Below are 3,121 nucleotides of genomic sequence, written 5' to 3' on the forward strand. Positions count from 1 at the left end.
CCGCCTGGATGGCCGACGGTCCGGCCATCCAGGCGGCGGGTCTTCGGGCGCTGAAAGGCGGCCAGACGCTGGCCAGGACGCTGAAGATGGCGTCCGAGTTCCGCGCTGGCGACGACGAGACGCCAATCGTGCTGATGGGCTACTACAATCCGATCTATATCTACGGCGTCGACCGCTTCCTCGCCGACGCCAAGGCCAGCGGCATCGACGGCCTGATCGTCGTCGACCTGCCGCCGGAAATGGATGAAGAGCTCTGCATTCCGGCGTTGAAAGCCGGCGTCAACTTCATCCGTCTGGCGACGCCGACCACAGACGACAAGCGCCTGCCCAAGGTGCTCGAAAACACCTCCGGCTTCGTCTATTACGTCTCGATGACCGGCATCACCGGCTCGGCACTTGCCGACACCGCCAAGGTCTCGGCGGCGGTCACCCGCATCAAGGGCCACACCGCTCTGCCGGTCTGCGTCGGCTTCGGCGTCAAGACCGCCGAGCAGGCGCGCGTCATCGGCGCCTCGGCCGACGGCGTCGTGGTCGGCACGGCGATCGTCAATGCGATCGCCAATGTGCTGGGACCGAAGGGCGAGAAGACAGCCGATCCGGCCGAAGCCGTCGCCACGCTGGTCAGCGGCCTCGCCCAGGGCGTCCGTTCGGCCCGCCTTGCTGCCGCCGAATAGCCTGACTATTCCTCTACAAGCAGTTCCGGACGGAAAATCGCCACAGACTTTTCCTGGAATTGCGTGAAGTCCTTTTCAGGACGGGAGCCGAAGCCATGAACTGGATCACCAATTACGTCCGCCCGAAGATCAATTCGATGCTCGGCCGGCGCACCGACATGCCGGAAAACCTCTGGATCAAGGATCCCGAGACCGGCGAGATGATCTTTCATAAGGATCTCGAATCCAACCAGTTCGTCATCCCGGCCTCCGGGCACCACATGAAGATTTCGGCCAAGGAGCGGCTGAAATACTTCTTCGACGACGGCAAATACGAGGTGCTGGAAAATCCCAAGGTCGTCCAGGACCCGCTGAAGTTCCGCGACGAGAAGCGCTACACCGATCGCCTGAAGGAGGCGAAGGCCAAGACCAGCCTCGAGGATGCGATCCTCAACGGCGCCGGCACCATCGATGGGCTGCCGGTCATCGTCACAGTGCAGGATTTCGCCTTCATGGGTGGCTCGCTTGGCATGGCTGCCGGCGAAGCCATCGTGCATGCTTTCGAGGTCGCGCTGCAGCGCAGGCGGCCGCTGATCCTGTTCGCCGCCTCCGGCGGCGCCCGCATGCAGGAGGGCATCCTGTCGCTGATGCAGCTGCCGCGCACCACGGTCGGCGTCGACCGGCTGAAGGAAGCCGGCCTGCCCTATATCGTCGTGCTGACCAACCCCACCACCGGCGGCGTCACCGCCTCCTACGCCATGCTGGGCGATGTCCATATCGCCGAGCCCGGCGCGCTGATAGGCTTTGCCGGTCCGCGCGTCATCGAGCAGACCATTCGCGAAAAGCTGCCCGACGGTTTCCAGCGCGCCGAATATCTGATGGAGCACGGCATGGTCGACATGGTCGTCTCGCGGCTTGAGATGCGCCAGACCATTTCCCGGCTCTTGAAGATGCTGCTCAAGGTGCCGCAAGCCGACAAACCGCTGGAGCCGGAAATCCTGCCGCCGGCGATCGCCAACGCGGAGACACGGCCCCAGGCCTGATGACGCCATATCGGTCTGCGCGACATCATTCGCCGCGAACCGCGATTTGCGCCGTGCGTTGTCTGCTGTAGCCTCTTATTTGCATATGACCGTTCCGAGACCGATTCCCGGTCTCCGGGTCAGGCGTTAGGATTCCGCCATGACAACGCTCTCCGCCGAACGCGAAATCGAACATCTGATGACGCTGCATCCGAAAGGCTTCGACCTTTCGCTGGACCGCGTCACCCGGCTTCTCGAACGCCTCGGCAATCCGCAGGACCGGCTGCCGCCGGTCATCCACATCGCCGGCACCAATGGCAAGGGTTCCTGCGCCGCCTTCTCGCGCGCGCTTCTGGAGGCGGCCGGCCATCTCGTTCACGTCCACACCTCGCCGCATCTGGTGAATTGGCACGAACGCTACCGGCTGGCGGCCGAAGGCGGCGGCAAGCTCGTCGAGGACGATGTATTCGCCGAGGCCATCGCGCGCGTCGCCGAGGCCAATGGCGGCCAGAAGATCACCGTCTTCGAGATACTCACGGCCGTCACCTTCGTCCTGTTCTCGGAGCATCCGGCGGAGGCGGCCATCATCGAGGTCGGGCTTGGCGGCCGCTTCGACGCCACCAACGTCATCAAGCGGCCCGCGGTTTCGGTGATCATGCCGATCTCGATGGACCACGAAGCCTATCTTGGCGACCGCGTCGAGCTGATCGCCGCCGAGAAGGCGGGCATCATGAAGCGCGGCTGCCCGGTGGTGATCGGCGCCCAGGAAAGCGAGACGGCGCTTCAGGTGCTGATTGAGACGGCCGAGCGGCTGGATTGCCCGACCTTTGTCTACGGCCAGGATTTCCTCGCTTTCGAGGAAAACGGCCGCATGGTCTACCAGGACGAGGACGGGCTGATGGACTTGCCCTTGCCGCGCCTGCCCGGGCGTCATCAATACGCCAACGCCGCCGCCGCGATCGCCGCTGTAAAGGCGGCCGGCTTCGAGATCGGCCATCGCGCCGCCGAGCGGGCGATGACCCATGTCGCCTGGCCGGCACGCATGCAGAAGCTGACGCAGGGCAAATTGGTGGATCTGGCTCCGAAGGGCGCGGAGATCTGGCTGGACGGCGGCCACAATCCCGGGGCCGGCATCGTCATCGCCGAGGCCCTGGCCGAGCAGGAGGAGAAGAATCCGAGGCCTCTGGTGCTGATCTCCGGCATGATCAACACCAAGGACCAGACCGGCTATTTCAGCGCCTTCAAGGGGCTTGCCCGCCATGTCTACACCGTGCCGGTGAGCAACAGCGATGCCGGCGTTCCCAACGACGAGCTGGCATTGCGGGCGGAAGAGGCCGGCCTGTCGGCCGAGCCGGTCAGCTCCGTCGCCAGCGCGCTGATGCTGTTGCGCGACTCCTGGGACGGCCCGGCGCCGCGCATTCTCATCGGCGGCTCGCTCTATTTCGC

General features: G+C 64.8%; 3 protein-coding genes. All 3 read left to right on the plus strand.

Annotated elements, in window-relative coordinates:
• Positions 1-674 (plus strand): tryptophan synthase subunit alpha (trpA, locus tag EOA27_RS29215; protein WP_127257855.1); only part of this gene is annotated, 674 nt, incomplete at its 5' end.
• Positions 675-769: 95 nt separating this feature from the next.
• Positions 770-1,696, plus strand: coding sequence for an acetyl-CoA carboxylase, carboxyltransferase subunit beta (gene accD, locus EOA27_RS29220; protein ID WP_126080118.1), 927 nt, complete (start codon positions 770-772; stop codon positions 1,694-1,696).
• A 139-nt stretch (positions 1,697-1,835) separates the two neighbouring features.
• Positions 1,836-3,121: folylpolyglutamate synthase/dihydrofolate synthase family protein (locus EOA27_RS29225; protein WP_145970599.1), on the plus strand; the 1,286-nt coding region annotated here is incomplete at its 3' end.

The organism is Mesorhizobium sp. M2A.F.Ca.ET.037.01.1.1 (genome assembly GCF_003998075.1).
Classification (GTDB): Bacteria; Pseudomonadota; Alphaproteobacteria; order Rhizobiales; family Rhizobiaceae; genus Mesorhizobium.

Coding starts and splice junctions, on each gene's coding strand:
- accD (WP_126080118.1), top strand. CDS start 770: ATGAACTGGATCACCAATTACGTCCGCCCGAAGATCAATTCGATGCTC.